Origin of the sequence: Pseudomonas baetica, assembly GCF_002813455.1 — a bacterium.
Lineage (GTDB): Bacteria > Pseudomonadota > Gammaproteobacteria > Pseudomonadales > Pseudomonadaceae > Aquipseudomonas > Aquipseudomonas baetica.
In genome coordinates, this window is the sequence record NZ_PHHE01000001.1 from 407,703 (window position 1) to 422,484 (window position 14,782).

Below are 14,782 nucleotides of genomic sequence, written 5' to 3' on the forward strand. Positions count from 1 at the left end.
TCCTCAGGCTTCGGCTTGGGCTTTGATCAGACGGTCATACGCATCCTGATCCAGCAGTTTGTCGACAGCGGCGGCGTCACTTGGCTGGAAGCGGAAGAACCAGCCTTCGCCCAGCGGATCTTCGTTGACCAGTTCCGGGGCGTCTTCCAGCGCCGGGTTCACTTCCAGCACATCGCCATCGAGTGGCATGTACACGCCGCTGGCGGCTTTCACCGATTCCACGGTGGCGGCTTCAGCGCCTTTTTCGTAAGCCTGCAGCTCAGGCAGTTGCACGAATACCACGTCGCCCAGGGCGTTCTGCGCGAAAGCGGTGATGCCGACAGTAACGCTGCCGTCAGCTTCGGTGCGCAGCCATTCGTGATCTTCAGTAAAACGCAACTCGCTCATGGAAACTCCTCAGGGGCCAGACTCGTCTGGTGGACGCGGTGGAAAGCGTGGGCAGGGAAGCCCTTATTTATGAGGGGTTGATTAGCAAGAACGCGGCCAAGGTTGATTTGTTGTTTTAAATCAATGGCTTGCGTTGTTTTTGAGATGGATGAAAACGCGCTTCTGTAGCGAAATCGCTACAGCTTGGGGCGAGAGAAAAAGCTGAAGCGGATCAAAGCCTTGCAAAGCGGTGGCTGGAGGAAGGTGTATCGATATCGTTCCACTGTAGCGCTTTCAGTACAGATGGAGGTCGTTTTTGAACGGATTTCGAATCCGTTACATACTTTGTGGGAGCGAGCCTGCTCGCGAAAGCGGCGCATCAGGCACATTAATGTCAATTGACACACCGCATTCGCGAGCAGGCTCGCTCCCACAAAGGGACAGTGATGGCTCAGGGTTTGTTGGGAATGCCGTACTTGCGCAACCGATGGGCGATGGCGGTGTGCGAGGTTTGCAGGCGGCTGGCCAGTTGGCGGGTCGAGGGGTAGCTGACGTAGAGTTTTTCCAGCAGCGATCTTTCGAAGGATTCGACGGCTTGTTCGAGGCTGTCGACGTCGCTGTCGGTCTGCCGCGCCATCGAAGTGCCGGCAATGTCGAGGTCGCCGATGTCGACGAGGCTGCTTTCGCAGATCGCGGCGGCGCGGAAGATCACGTTCTGCAGTTGCCGCACGTTGCCCGGCCAGCGGTTACCGAGCAGCGCCGGATAAGTGCCGGGGGCCAGGCGGCAGACCGGGCGCTGGATCTGCGCACAGGCCTGCTGCATGAAATAACGCGCGAGCAGCAGAATGTCCTGACCGCGTTCGCGCAGCGGCGGCACTTCAACGTTGAGCACGTTAAGGCGGTAGAACAGGTCTTCGCGGAACAGGCCTTCGCTGACCATTTTTTCCAGATCGCGGTGGGTCGCGCTGAGAATCCGTACGTTGACCTTCACCTCACGATCACCGCCGACGCGACGGAAGCTGCCGTCATTCAAAAAGCGCAGCAGCTTGGCCTGCAAGTACGGCGACATCTCGCCGATCTCATCGAGAAACACTGTGCCCTGGTTGGCCAGTTCCATCAGCCCCGGTTTGCCGCCGCGTGCGGCACCTGTGAAGGCGCCGGGGGCGTAGCCGAACAGTTCACTCTCGGCGAGGTTTTCCGGCAGGGCCGCGCAGTTCAGCGCGAGGAACGGGGCACTGTGCCGCGCACTGATGGCGTGGCAGGCGCGGGCGACCAGTTCTTTACCGGTACCGGTTTCGCCCTGAATCAACAACGGCGCATCCAGTGCGGCCACTCGCTGCGCACGAGCTTTGAGCGTGCGGATTGCCGGCGATTCGCCGAGCAGTGCATCGAAACCTTCGGCGTGGTCGTGGTGCAGTGCCGAGAGTTGTTCGCCGATGCGGTTCGGTTGATACAGCGTTAGCAGGGCGCCGGCGTCGGTGATCGGCGTGGCGTCGAGCAACAGGGTCTGGCCGTTGACGGTGATCTCGCGCAGCGGCAAGCGAAAGCCTTGTTCGAGCAGGGTGTCGAGCAGGCCGGGATCGTTGAACAGTTCCGCGACACTTTCCCCGGCCGGTTCGCGACCGTACAGCGCGATGAGTGCCGGGTTGGCCAGCAGCACCTTGCCAGCGCTGTCGAGGGCCAGTACCGGATCGGTCATTGCTGCGAGCAAGGCATCGAGTTGTAAGTGCCGACGCTGGCCGGGGAGGATGTCGACCACCGTCACCGCTTCTACACCCAGCACGCGAAACAGCGCATCTTTGAGTTCTTCGAGCACTTGCGGGCTGAGGGTCGGCGCGTCGATGTAGACGTTGGGCGGAATCATCTCCACCGCATCCAGATTGAGATTGCGCCCACCGAGTATGGCCAGGACTTCCTGGGTGATGCCGACGCGGTCGATGAAGCTGACGTGGATACGCATGGGGCGATTCAGTGATCTGCAGAGCGGAGGGTGGCAAGTATGCCTTGGGGCGGGCTAATGGTGAAATTTACGGCGATTTTCAGAGCTACATAGTTCCCTTGTGGGAGCGAGCCTGCTCGCGAATGCGGTGTGTCAGAAATGAAGAAGTTGACTGACAGATGGCGTTCGCGAGCAGGCTCGCTCCCACAGGGGGAATGTGGCGGGTGCGGGTTATTCGAAGCGCTCGAGATTGACCGGGTCGCCGGATTTCATATCCAGCTGCTTACGGATGTCTTCAAACATCATGTCGTAGTGCTTGTGCACCGAGCCGATCTGGCTGTGGGTCCTGGGAATGCCGTACTTCTCGGCGATTCGCGTCACGTTGTTGGCAAAGTTGTAGGCCTCTTCCTTGGGCAGGAAGAACGCCTCTTTCATGTCCTTGCCCTGAAGGTTGCCATGCATCGTGAACTGGATGCCTTTGCCTTTTTGCGGATCGGTGAACACCTCGTAGTCGAGGTGTACGTTGTAACTGACATCGTCCGGGGTCAACGCGTGCCGTTCGATGTGCAAATGACCGGGTTCAAACTGGGCCATGGGTTTCTCCTTTCAAGGCATGGGAGAAGGGCAGACCTTGGGCCTGCCCCCGGAGTTTCTAATTATCGGTAAGTGATGCCGGGCTTCGCAGTGGTTACGCGAGTACCGGCGGTGCCCTGAACGATGGCTTCGATGTCCGCCAGCGAACCGATCACCGCTACCTTGCCAGTATGGCGTGCGAATTCGCAGGCTGCCTGCACCTTGGGTCCCATGGAACCGGCGGCAAAACCGAGGCGTTCGAGTTCGTCCGGGTGCGCCTCGGCGATGGCTTTCTGCGTTGGTTTGCCGAAGTCGATGAACGCCGCGTTGACGTCGGTGGCGATCACCAGCAAATCCGCTTCCAGTTGTTCGGCCAGCAGCGAGGAGCACAGATCCTTGTCGATCACCGCCTCGATGCCCTTGAGGTTGCGGTTTTCGTCATACATGGTCGGAATGCCGCCGCCACCGGCGCAAATCACGATGCTGCCCTTGTCCAGCAGCCACTTGATCGGGCGGATTTCGAAGATGCGTTTCGGCCGGGGGCTGGCGACCACACGGCGGAACTTGTCGCCGTCCGGGGCAATCGCCCAGCCTTTTTCAGCGGCGAGTTTTTCTGCCTCGGCCTTGTCATAGACCGGGCCGATCGGTTTGGTCGGGTTCTTGAACGCGGGGTCGTTGGCGTCGACTTCAACCTGGGTGAGCAGGGTGGCGAACGGCACTTCGAAATCCAGCAGGTTGCCCAGTTCCTGCTCGATGATGTAACCGATCATGCCTTCGGTTTCGGCACCGAGCACGTCCAGCGGGTACGGGGTGACGGAGGTGTAGGCCGCGGCTTGCAGTGACAGCAGGCCGACTTGCGGGCCATTGCCGTGGGCGATGACCAGTTGATTGCCGGGATGGATCTTGGCGATTTGCTCGGTGGCGATGCGGATGTTGGCGCGCTGATTGTCAGCGGTCATCGGCTCACCACGGCGGAGCAGGGCGTTACCGCCCAGAGCTACGACGATACGCATGGTGCTTGTCCTTCTAAAGCAGAGGAATGGCAAACGACTCGATCGCACTGCCAGAACCGGGCCCTTGTGGGAGGGGGCTTGCTCCCGAAAGCGGTGTGTCATTCAACAGTGATTGTCGACTGATCCGCCGCCTTCGGGAGCAAGCCCCCTCCCACAAGGGCCCGGTTCCGGCAGTGGGAGCGGGCCGGTCTTACAGATCAGCCAGCGTCGAGACCAGAATCGCCTTGATGGTGTGCATGCGGTTTTCCGCTTGCTCGAAGGCGATGCAGGCTGGCGACTCGAACACGTCGTCGGTGACTTCGATGCCGTTGGCCAGGTGCGGATACTGCTCGGCGATCTGTTTGCCGACCTTGGTATCGCTGTTGTGGAACGCCGGCAGGCAGTGCATGAACTTGGTCCGTGGGTTGCCGGTGGCTTTCATCAGCTCGGCGTTGACCTGGTACGGCAGCAGTTGCTGGATACGCTCGGCCCAGGCTTCCACCGGTTCGCCCATCGACACCCAGACGTCGGTGTGAATGAAGTCGACGCCTTTGACGGCGGCTTTCGGATCCTCAGTCAGGGTGATGCGCGCGCCGCTTTCTTCCGCGTATTTTTTGCAGCGCTCAACCAGATCATCCAGTGGCCACAGGGCTTTCGGCGCGCAGATGCGCACGTCCATGCCCAGTTTCGCGCCGACCAGCAGCAGCGAGTTGCCCATGTTGTTTCGCGCGTCGCCCAGATAGGCGTAGCTGATGTCATGGATCGGCTTGTCGGCGTGTTCACGCATGGTCAGCACGTCGGCGATCATTTGGGTCGGGTGATATTCATCGGTCAAACCGTTGAATACCGGCACACCGGCGAATTTGGCCAGCTCTTCGACGATTTCCTGTTTGAAGCCACGGTACTCGATGGCGTCGTACATGCGACCCAGCACGCGGGCCGTGTCTTTCATGCTTTCCTTGTGGCCGATCTGCGAGGAATTCGGGTCGATGTAGGTGACGTTGGCGCCTTGGTCATAGGCTGCCACTTCGAAGGCGCAACGGGTGCGGGTCGAGGTTTTTTCGAAGATCAGGGCGATGTTGTTGCCCTTCAAGTGTTGTTGCTCGGTGCCGGTGTACTTGGCGCGTTTCAGATCGCGCGACAGGTCAAGCAGGTACCGCAGCTCACGTGGGGTGTGGTGTTCCAGGCTGAGCAGGTTACGGTTGTGGATGTTAAAAGCCATGATGGATCTCCTTGCCCGACACTGTGAAAGCTACTGCGCTCGGAAATACTGCGTTAAAAACAGGCTCGGAATGCTCATTTACAACCAGTAAACTCCGCTTCCTCGCCTGTTTTTGCCTTGTCTTTCCTTCGCTCGCTACGCTTTCACAGCGCCGGGTCGTATTAAGAAAAAGTTAGTAGTCAATCGGGTCGCGGATGATCGGGCAGGTCATGCAGTGGCCGCCGCCACGGCCACGGCCCAGTTCCCCGGCGCTGATGGTGATGACCTCCACGCCCGCTTTGCGCAGCAGGGTATTGGTGTAGGTGTTGCGGTCGTAGCCGATGACCACGCCCGGCTCCACGGCCACCACATTGTTGCCGTCGTCCCATTGCTCGCGTTCGGCGGCGAAGCTGTTGCCGCCGGTTTCCACCACGCGCAGTTTCGGCAGGTTGAGGGCGGCGGCCACGGTGTCGAGGAAGCTCGATTCTTCGCGGCGGATGTCGATGCCGCCCTGTTTGCTTTCGTCAGGGCGCAGGGTGAAGGCGACGATCTGATTCACCACTTCCGGGAAAATCGTCACCAGGTCGCGGTCGCAGAAGCTGAACACGGTGTCCAGGTGCATCGCCGCGCGGGACTTCGGCAGGCCGGCGACGATGACTTTTTCCACAGCCTTGTTCTTGAACAGGTTCAGCGCCAGTTGGCCGATGGCCTGACGGGACGAGCGCTCGCCCATGCCGATCAGCACCACGCCGTTGCCGATCGGCATCACGTCGCCACCCTCAAGGGTGGAGCTGCCGTGGTCTTTGTCCGGGTCGCCGTACCAGATCTCGAAATCGGCGTTGGTGAACTGCGGGTGGAATTTGTAGATGGCGGTGGTCAGCAGGGTTTCCTGACGGCGCGCCGGCCAGTACATCGGGTTCAGCGTCACGCCACCGTAGATCCAGCAGGTGGTATCGCGGGTGAACTGGGTGTTCGGCAGCGGCGGCAGAATGAAGCTGGAGTGACCGAGGAAATCGCGGAACATCTGGATGGTCTTGCCACCGAAGCTGTCCGGCAGATCATCGGCGGAGACGCCGCCAATCAGGAATTCGGCGATGTGCCGTGGCTCCAGGCTTTTCAGCCAGGATTTGACTTCGTTGATCAGGCCCAGGCCCACCGAATCGGCGGTGACCTTGCGCTCGAGAATCCAGTCCAGCGCTTCGGGGATGGCGACGATGTCGGTCAGCAGGTTGTGCATTTCCAGCACGTCGATCCCGCGTTCACGCATCTTGGTGACGAAGTCGAAGTGGTCGCGCTTGGCCTGGGCGACCCACAGCACGTCATCGAACAGCAGTTCATCGCAGTTGTTCGGGGTCAGCCGCTGGTGGGCCAGACCTGGGGAGCACACCATGACTTTGCGCAGTTTGCCGGCTTCGGAATGGACGCCGTACTTAACTTTTTCCGTGGTCATTTCAGATCCTCCAGATAACAAAACAATCAGGGGTTACAGAGTCAGGAAGCCGTCGTAGAGACCGTAGGCAGCCACCAGGGCACCCACGACCACTGCGGCGAAAATCAGCTTCTCGACGTTAGTGAAAATCGGTTGTTTGAGTTCCAGCTTGGCTTTGGCGAACAGGATCGCGCCGGGCGCATAGAGCAGGGCGGAGAGCAGCAGGTACTTGACCCCGCCGGCGTACAGCAGCCAGACCGCGTAGATCAGGGCGATGCCGCCGATGATCAGGTCTTTGCGCCGTTCGGCCGCGAAGCCTTCGTAGCTTTCGCCGCGCACCGCCAGCAGCAGGGCATAGGCCGCCGACCACAGGTACGGCACCAGAATCATCGAAGTGGCGAGGTAGATCAGCGACAGATAAGTGCTGGCCGAGAACAGGGTGATGATCAGGAAAATCTGCACCATCGCATTGGTCAGCCACAGGGCGTTGACCGGTACGTGGTTGGCGTTCTCCTTACGCAGGAACTCCGGCATGGTGTGGTCTTTTGCTGCGGCGAACATGATCTCCGCACACAGCAGCACCCACGACAGCAGCGCTCCCAGCAAGGAGATGATCAGACCGACGCTGATCAGCACCGCGCCCCAGTGACCGACTACATGCTCAAGCACGGCGGCCATCGACGGGTTCTGCAGTTTCGCCAGTTCCGGCTGAGTCATGATGCCCAGCGACAGCACGTTCACCAGCACGAGGAACAGCAGCACGGTGATGAAACCGATCACGGTGGATTTACCCACGTCCGAGCGTTTTTCGGCACGGGCCGAGAAGATGCTCGCGCCCTCGATACCGATGAACACCCACACGGTGACCAGCATCATGTTGCGCACCTGGTTCATCACACTGCCCAGATCAGGGTTTTTCACGCCCCAGATATCGGCGGTGAAGATGTCCAGTTTGAAGGCGAAGACCGCGATCAAAACGAACAGCAGCAGTGGCACGACCTTGGCGACGGTAGTCACCAGGTTGATGAACGCCGCTTCTTTGATTCCGCGCAGTACCAGGAAATGCACCGCCCACAGCAGCACCGAAGCGCCGATGACGGCGGCAACCGTGTTGCCTTCGCCGAAAACCGGAAAGAAATAGCCGAGGGTGCTGAACAACAGAACGAAGTAACCGACGTTGCCCAGCCAGGCACTGATCCAGTAACCCCAGGCCGAGGAAAAACCCATGTAATCGCCAAACCCGGCCTTGGCGTAGGCGTACACGCCGCCGTCCAGGTCAGGTTTGCGATTGGCGAGGGTTTGAAAGACAAAAGCGAGGGTGAGCATGCCGACAGCGGTGATGGCCCAACCGATGAGTACCGCGCCGACGTCTGCGCTGGCTGCCATGTTTTGCGGCAGAGAGAATATCCCGCCGCCGATCATTGAACCGACTACCAATGCAACCAGTGCACCTAGTCGAAGTTTTCCGGGAGCTTCAGACATTTGCATGACTCCATTGCAGGAGAGAAGAGTTCACAGCGTAGTTCTGTTGACTGTTCAAACAACTGATTTAGATCAGTGCATGGTCACATTCCATTGTTAATGAATGACTTAGGCGGCGCCTGATGGCATAAAGCTGCTGCCTGAAAGGCCCGTCCGATAGGCGTTTGGCAGATATGACTGGGAAAGGCTCCTATTACTTTCGAATTATCACGCTAGTTCTTTTTCAGGTTTTGGCAAATTTTCCGCATCTGTTTTCAGTACAGAATCGAATAATCAGGATTCGCACACAAAAGCGACTATCCGTGTTAGGCGTTAGCGCCATTGGCTATATATAAAAGGCGTTAATTGGCGTTATTCAATAAACGTACTTACGCTTTATCCGTTTAGTTAAAAACCGCCTCTTTTTGATGAGTGCCAGAGCAGGAAAGGGAGACTGGAATGTCGCAACCGACGCAAAAGCTGCAACTGGGGGCGTTGATCGCCCTGGTGGTGGGGTCGATGATTGGCGGGGGGATTTTTTCCCTGCCGCAGAACATGGCGGCACGCGCCGATGCCGGGGCAATTCTGATCGGTTGGGGAATTACCGCGATCGGCATGCTGACCCTCGCTTTCGTGTTTCAGACCCTGGCCAATCGCAAACCCGAACTGGATTCGGGGGTGTACGCCTACGCCAAGGCCGGTTTTGGCGATTACATGGGGTTTTCCTCGGCGTGGGGTTACTGGATCAGCGCCTGGCTGGGCAATGTCGGTTATTTCGTTCTTCTCTTCAGCACCCTCGGCTATTTCTTTCCGGTGTTCGGCCAGGGCAACACGCCCATCGCTATCGGTTGCGCCTCGGTGCTGCTGTGGGCCGTGCATTTTCTGGTGATGCGCGGGATCAAGGAGGCGGCGTTCATCAACCAGGTGACTACCGTGGCCAAGATCGTGCCGCTGATCATGTTCATCGTCATCGCTGCCGTGGCGTTCAAGGCTGATATTTTTACTCGCGATATCTGGGGGCGCAGCAACCCGACGTTTGGCGGGGTGATGGATCAGGTACGCAACATGATGCTGGTGACGGTGTTCGTGTTCATCGGTATCGAGGGGGCCAGCGTGTACTCGGCGCGGGCGCAGAAACGCAGTGACGTCGGTCGCGCCACGGTGATCGGTTTTATCGGCGTGCTGGCGCTGCTGGTGTTGGTCAATGTGCTGTCGCTGGGGATCATGAGCCAGCCGGAACTGGCCAGTTTGCAGAACCCGTCGCTGGCGGCGGTGCTGGAGCATATCGTCGGGCCGTGGGGGGCGCTGGCGATCAGTATCGGTCTGGCGATCTCGCTACTCGGCGCGTTGCTGTCGTGGGCATTGCTCTGCGCGGAAATTCTTTTTGCCACGGCTCGGGACAAGACCATGCCGGCATTCCTGAAAAAGGAAAACGCCAACCATGTGCCGGTCAATGCGTTGTGGCTGACCAACGTGATGATCCAGATTTTCCTGTTGATCACCCTGTTCTCGGCAGGCACTTACACCAGCCTGATCTACCTCGCATCGTCGATGATTCTGGTGCCGTATCTGTGGTCGGCCGCCTACGCGGTGTTGTTGAGCGGGCGCGGCGAAACCTACGAACACGCCTCGGCCGAACGCACCAAGGACCTGCTGATCGGTGGCATCGCGCTGTGTTATGCGGTGTGGTTGTTGTATGCCGGCGGAGTCAAGTATTTGCTGCTGTCGGCGTTGTTGTATGCGCCGGGGGTGATCCTGTTTGCCAAGGCCAAACATGAGCAGGGTGAGCCGTTGTTCACCCCGGTGGAGAAGGGGATTTTTACCGCTGTGATCATTGGGGCAGGGTTGGCGGCTTATGGTTTGTACAGCGGGGTGCTGTCGTTGTGAGGTTGACGAGCCGCACGGATTGACCCTGAATCGCAGGTGTCCGTGCGGCCGTCTTCGCGAGCAAGCCCGCTCCCACATTCAATCGCGTTCCGTCAGAAGAGACTCGGTCAAATGTGGGAGCAAGCCCGCTCCCACATTCAATCGCGTTCCGTCAGAAGAGACTCGGTCAAATGTGGGAGCAAGCCCGCTCTCACATTCAATCGCGTTCCGTCAGAAGAGACTCGGTCAAATGTGGGAGCAAGCCCGCTCCCACATTCAATCGCGTTCTGTCAGAAGAAACCCGGTCAAATGTGGGAGCAAGCCCGCTCTCACATTCAATCGCGTTCCGTCAGAAGAGACTCGGTCAAATGTGGGAGCAAGCCCGCTCTCACATTCAATCGCGTTCCGTCAGAAGAGACTCGGTCAAATGTGGGAGCAAGCCCGCTCCCACATTCAATCGCGTTCTGTCAGAAGAAACTCGGTCAAATGTGGGAGCAAGCCCGCTCCCACATTCAATCGCGTTCCGTCAGAAGAGACTCGGTCAAATGTGGGAGCGGGCTTGCTCGCGAAGAGGCCCGTATGTTCATCACCACTTTGGGTGATGCGAACCCAGTTCGGTGGCCGGCAGCGCCCACTGCAGCGGCGTCCCGCTGATCTTCACCGGCACCTGCAACCGGTGCGCCGGCCCCCACGGTGTCTGCTCAATCTCCAAGCGCTGATCCTGCTCATCCTCCGCTCGTAACGCCTCACTCGTCCCCGGTCCGTGCTCGATCAACAGTTTCGCCGTCCGCGCCAGCGACAACCGTGCCGATCCTCCGCGACCACTGCGCAACCGCTCGCTCAGCAAGCTGATCGCACTCGCCGCCATCAAATACCCGGTCGCATGGTCCAGCGCCTGCACCGGCAACGGTGTCGGTTTGTCGGCGTGCTTCCAGCGCTGCCCGGCCTCGGCGATGCCGCTGCTCATCTGCACCAGACTGTCGAAACCTCGGCGGTTCTGCCACGGCCCGCTCCAGCCGTAGGCGTTGAGGCTGACGTCGACCAGTCCCGGTGCCAGTTGCCGACGACGCTCGACACCGAAGCCAAGGTGCTCCAGCGCATCGGCGCGGTAGCCGTGGAGCAGAATGTCGGCGTCCTTCAACAAGTTTTCGAACACCGCGCGATCCGTCGGATCATGCAGATCCAGTCGCGCGCAGCGTTTGCCGAGGGTGACTTCCGGGACCACGCCCGGTTCGTTCCAGGTCGGCGGATCGATGCGCAAAACATCGGCGCCAAACCCTGCAAGAAAACGGCTGGCGGTGGGCCCGGCGAGTACCCGCGTCAAGTCCAGCACCTTGATCCCGGCCAGCGGTTGCGCCGCTGAGCCTTGCCACGGTTTGCGGCGTTCGTCCGGCTGATCAATGAACTGAACCAGCGGTTCGGCATTCACCGCCAACCCTTGCGGATGCTGTTGCCATTGCGCCCAACTGCGCATTTCGGCAGCGCAGCCCTTGGCGTCGACCACCGCTTGCTCCAGATCGTTGCTCGCCCATTGCGCGACTTTCGCCGCCATCGCTGCGCGGTCGGCACAGGCGCCCAGTACGCGTTCAGCGGCAGCGCGGTGATGCGAGGCGTTGGTGTGCAGGCGGATCCAGCCGTCGCGGGTCGCATAGTCACCTGCGACCGGATCCCACAACGGCGGCACTTCCCAGCCCATCGGACGCAGCGAGGTGGCGAACCAGAACGAGGCCAGACGCCGGTCGACTTCAACGCTTGGCAGATAAGCGGTTTGTTGCTGGATCAGTTCGCTGATCGTTTGCCCGGCAGCGGCAATGCTCGCGCAGGCCAGATCGGTGACGGCGAACGCCGAGGGCAGGGCGCCGCTGGCGGTGAACGGAATAGGCGTGTGCGGCAAGCCGAGTGCGGCTTGAATGGACGTGAGTAAATCAGTCATCGAAGGCCCTCCGGAGCGAGAGGGCGATGATAGTGCAAAAGAATGTCAGCTCAGATGAAATTCCCTGGGCAGAACACGTACCCCTGTGGGAGCGAGCCTGCTCGCGAAAGCGGTGTGTCAGTCAACAAAGGTGTTGGATTTGACGACCTCTTCGCGAGCAGGCTCGCTCCCACAGGGATTTGTGCCGGATTGTTATACCCGGAACTGATCCATCAATTTCATCTGCTGGCTCGCCAGGGCATTGAGCTGGCTGCTGATCGCTGCCGATTCGGTGGCTTGCTCGGTCAACGTCTCCGTCACGGTCCGAATCGCCGAGACGTTGCGGTTAACCTCTTCAGCCACCGCGCTCTGCTGTTCGGCGGCGCTGGCAATTTGCAGGTTCATGTCGCTGATCACGGTGACCGCATCGCTGATCTTGCCCAGCGCATCCACCGCCTGACGGATCTGCCCGGCGTTGTTGTGCGCCTGGGTCTGGCTCGAATGCATGGTCGCGACCACGCCACGGGTGCCGGTCTGGATCTTCTCGATGACTATGCGAATTTCTTCCACCGAATCCTGCGTGCGTTTGGCCAGGTTGCGCACCTCGTCCGCCACCACGGCAAACCCGCGCCCGCTCTCACCGGCCCGGGCCGCTTCGATGGCGGCGTTGAGCGCCAGCAGGTTGGTCTGTTCGGCGATGCTGCGAATCACCTCCAGCACCGAGCCGATCTGCTCGCTGTTGACCGCCAGTGCTTCGACTTCGGTCACTGCTTTGCTGACTTCATCGGCCAGTTGATTGATGTCGCGGGTGCTGCGCTCGATGATCGACATGCCGTCCTTGGCCGACTGATCGGCACCCTTGGCGGCGTTGGCCGCGTTTGACGCGCTGTTGGCAACGTCATGGGCGGTGGCGCTCATTTCGTTGGAGGCGGTGGCCACCTGGTCGATTTCGCGGAACTGAACCTGCATGCCTTCGCTGGTCTGACGGGCGATTTCCGAAGATTGGTCGGCGGTGCCGCGCGCTTCGGTGATGCTCTGTTTGATCTGCGCGATGGTCGGTTGCAGCTTGTCGAGGAAGCGGTTGAACCAGTTCACCAGTTCGCCCAGTTCATCCTGCTTGCTGTAATTGAGCCGCTGGGTCAGATCGCCTTCACCGCTGGCGATGTTCTTCAGCATCTCGGCAACGCTGTTGATCGGACGAGTGACACCGGAAGCGGTGAGCCAGATCAGCAACAAGCCAATCAGACCGGCAGCCACCGCCACTGCCAATGCCATGAATACGCCGGTTTCCTGAGTGTCATCGAGCACCGCTTGCAGCTTGACCGAATCGGCCAGCAACACTTGTTTCGGCAGGTCGATGACCACGCCCCAGGCGCGCGAGTTGCCAATCGGTTCGACCGGATACACAGCTCGGATCAGATCGCCTTGTTCGATGATCTTCGGCGTGGCGCTGCCGAGTAGTTGCAGCACATCCTTACCGTCGGCGCCGAGGGTGTCGCTGATTTTCTTGCCGACCTTGGCGGCGTCGGAACTGTCGGCCGCCAGCACGCCACTGCCGGACACAATCAGCATGTGCCCGGCGTTGTTGAACAGGTTGCGCTGGGACTCCGCGGTGGCCGCTTGCAAGGCGTCGAGGGCGATATCGACGCCGACCACACCGATGGCTTTGCCGTCGACGATCAACGGTACGGAAATGGTCGTCATGAGCATTTCCTTGCCGCCGACGGTATCGGCATACGGGTCGAGCAGGCAGGTGCGTTTGTTGTCGCGAGGGCAGGTGTACCAACTGTTGTACGGCGTGCCGCTGACACTCAACGTGGTCTTGGTCATGTCTTCTTCGACCATGATTGTGTTCAGCGAGGAGCCGGCAGCGCGGCTCCAGTAACTGGCAAAACGCCCGGCTTCGTTGGACTGGCGCGCCGCGTCGTTGGCGAACTCGCTGTCCTTGCCGTCGAGCCCGTTCGGTTCAAAGGCGAGCCAGATGCCGAGCACCTTGTCGTTACGCTCGAACGCGGTTTTCAGGTTCAGGTTCAACTCTTCACGCAAGGCACCGGTGTCCAGCGAACGCTTGGCGGCCATTACGCGCATGTCCTTGATCTGGTCGGCCAGCGCGGTGATCACCGTCAGGCTTTCGCCAAAGGTCTTCTGCACGCGCACCGCTTGTTCGGCGGCTTTGGCCTGCAGCAGGTTCTGCACACTGGTGGTGAGCAACTTGTTGCTGGAGTCGCTGACCAGTTTATCGTTCTGGTTGGTCTGGTAAATGTTCATGCCGACGATCAGCGCAACCACACCGAGCAGGCATAGACCAGAGAGCAGAACGATTTTCAGGCGAATGGAAAGAGAGTCGAACATGGGCGTTCTCGCGAATGAATAAAACGGGTGGCATTCGGGTATGAACTACCCGGTTCGCCAAATCCATTCAGCGCTAAACGTTTGCGCAGGGGAATGTGCTGCAAGGGTGATTAATTACAGAGAAGTTTCAGGGGTGTTACGCGGGCTCAGGAAGGGGGGGGCAAGGTTTCCGGTCGCGACCAGATCCACAGGTTGCCCAAACTCATCCCGGCAATCGCCAGATAGACCGGCCAGCCGTGATCGAGCATCAGCACCATCAGCGTCGCGCACAGCAGCATGCTCACCGTCGCACTGACCTTGGCCTTGCGCGCAATGATTTTGCCGTTGCGCCAGTTGCTCAGGATCGGCCCAAACAGGCGATGGTGTTCCAGCCAGGCACTCAGTCGCGGCGAACTGCGCGTCGCGGCCCAGGCGGCGAGCAGGATGAACTCGGTGGTCGGCAGGCCGGGCACGACGATGGCAATCAGGCCGATGCCAAGGCTGACATAGGCCAGCAGGCCGAACAGCAGGCGGGCGATTTTTGAGGTGGCGGGTTGCGGCATGGGCTCAGCGAGTGATTATGAAGCGGAATGGAGATCTTACAGGTTGTTGCAGTTCCCATGTGGGAGCGAGCCTGCTCGCGAAAGCGGTGGATCAGTCACATTAATGTTGAATGTGCTGCCGTATTCGCGAGCAGGCTCGCTCCCACAAG

Annotated in this window: 11 protein-coding genes and 1 pseudogene; 1 reads left to right on the top strand and 11 read right to left on the bottom strand. The window is 59.7% G+C overall.

From position 1 onward, the window contains the following. Window positions 1–3: 3 nt before the first annotated feature. From gcvH to arcD (ATI02_RS01825), 7 genes are all read right to left on the bottom strand, one after another. Window positions 4–387, bottom strand: coding sequence for a glycine cleavage system protein GcvH (gene gcvH / locus ATI02_RS01790; RefSeq protein WP_100845282.1), 384 nt, complete (start codon window positions 385–387; stop codon window positions 4–6). Between the two features lie 430 nt (window positions 388–817). Then, the gene (locus ATI02_RS01795; protein WP_095188034.1) at window positions 818–2,326 is read right to left on the bottom strand and encodes a transcriptional regulator GcsR; all 1,509 of its coding nucleotides are present in this window, start codon (window positions 2,324–2,326) and stop codon (window positions 818–820) included. 210 nt (window positions 2,327–2,536) lie between these two features. Next, the gene (locus tag ATI02_RS01800) at window positions 2,537–2,899 is read right to left on the bottom strand and encodes a DUF5064 family protein (RefSeq protein WP_100845283.1); all 363 of its coding nucleotides are present in this window, start codon (window positions 2,897–2,899) and stop codon (window positions 2,537–2,539) included. 62 nt (window positions 2,900–2,961) lie between these two features. Further along, window positions 2,962–3,891 carry a carbamate kinase gene (gene arcC / locus ATI02_RS01805; RefSeq protein ID WP_095188036.1) on the bottom strand — a complete coding sequence of 310 codons (930 nt, stop codon included), beginning with the start codon at window positions 3,889–3,891 and terminating at the stop codon, window positions 2,962–2,964. 190 nt (window positions 3,892–4,081) lie between these two features. Beyond that, the gene (locus ATI02_RS01810) at window positions 4,082–5,092 is read right to left on the bottom strand and encodes an ornithine carbamoyltransferase (protein WP_095188037.1); all 1,011 of its coding nucleotides are present in this window, start codon (window positions 5,090–5,092) and stop codon (window positions 4,082–4,084) included. Window positions 5,093–5,264: 172 nt separating this feature from the next. Further along, window positions 5,265–6,521, bottom strand: a complete 1,257-nt coding sequence (gene arcA, locus ATI02_RS01820) for an arginine deiminase (RefSeq protein ID WP_095188038.1) — start codon at window positions 6,519–6,521, stop codon at window positions 5,265–5,267. Between the two features lie 33 nt (window positions 6,522–6,554). Then, window positions 6,555–7,982 carry an arginine-ornithine antiporter gene (gene arcD / locus ATI02_RS01825; RefSeq protein ID WP_100845284.1) on the bottom strand — a complete coding sequence of 476 codons (1,428 nt, stop codon included), beginning with the start codon at window positions 7,980–7,982 and terminating at the stop codon, window positions 6,555–6,557. 438 nt (window positions 7,983–8,420) lie between these two features. Here arcD (ATI02_RS01825) and arcD (ATI02_RS01830) point away from each other — a divergent pair, with 438 nt between their 5' ends. Further along, window positions 8,421–9,848 carry an arginine-ornithine antiporter gene (gene arcD / locus ATI02_RS01830; protein WP_095188040.1) on the top strand — a complete coding sequence of 476 codons (1,428 nt, stop codon included), beginning with the start codon at window positions 8,421–8,423 and terminating at the stop codon, window positions 9,846–9,848. Between the two features lie 565 nt (window positions 9,849–10,413). On the opposite strand, the gene ATI02_RS01835 is transcribed toward arcD (ATI02_RS01830), so the two are convergent. The 4 genes and pseudogenes from ATI02_RS01835 to ATI02_RS01845 form a co-directional block, all read right to left on the bottom strand. Next, entirely contained in the window at window positions 10,414–11,760 is a 1,347-nt protein-coding gene (locus ATI02_RS01835) for a CoA transferase (protein WP_100845285.1), read from the bottom strand. Window positions 11,761–11,952: 192 nt separating this feature from the next. Further along, window positions 11,953–12,708 carry a methyl-accepting chemotaxis protein gene (locus ATI02_RS33185; RefSeq protein ID WP_374730013.1) on the bottom strand — a complete coding sequence of 252 codons (756 nt, stop codon included), beginning with the start codon at window positions 12,706–12,708 and terminating at the stop codon, window positions 11,953–11,955. Window positions 12,709–12,810: 102 nt separating this feature from the next. Further along, window positions 12,811–14,091 (bottom strand): annotated as a pseudogene (locus ATI02_RS33190) (methyl-accepting chemotaxis protein); the annotation flags it as partial. A 146-nt stretch (window positions 14,092–14,237) separates the two neighbouring features. After that, a complete protein-coding gene (locus ATI02_RS01845; RefSeq protein WP_100845287.1) occupies window positions 14,238–14,633 on the bottom strand; it encodes a YbaN family protein in 396 nt (131 codons plus the stop codon). Window positions 14,634–14,782 lie beyond the last annotated feature (149 nt).